This window comes from Citrobacter sp. TBCS-14, assembly GCF_005280805.1.
Taxonomy (GTDB): Bacteria; Pseudomonadota; Gammaproteobacteria; order Enterobacterales; family Enterobacteriaceae; genus Citrobacter; species Citrobacter gillenii.
In genome coordinates this window covers 1-219 of the sequence record NZ_SZWM01000783.1, presented here as the reverse complement: position 1 = coordinate 219, position 219 = coordinate 1, and the positions used below count along the sequence as shown (strand labels likewise).

Below are 219 nucleotides of genomic sequence, written 5' to 3'. Positions count from 1 at the left end.
GAAAAAAGGGGGACGATTCTAGCGATGCTTAGCTTAGTTGTCAGTCGTCTGTATCAGAAAAGTTTTTACGCGTTTTTACCTGCGCCATGCTTTCCAGGATGCGGTGATAATTTTCAAACCGAATCTCAGCAATTTTCCCTTCCTCGACAGCTTCACGAATTGCACAGCCCGGATCTGCATCATGTTTACAGTCGCGGTACTTGCAATGGCCTAAATAGT

1 pseudogene is annotated in these 219 nt (G+C 45.2%); it reads right to left on the bottom strand.

The annotated features are described in order from the left end of the window. Positions 1–40 precede the first annotated feature (40 nt). Positions 41–219 (bottom strand): annotated as a pseudogene (locus FDX22_RS21305) (ribosome biogenesis GTPase RsgA); the annotation flags it as partial.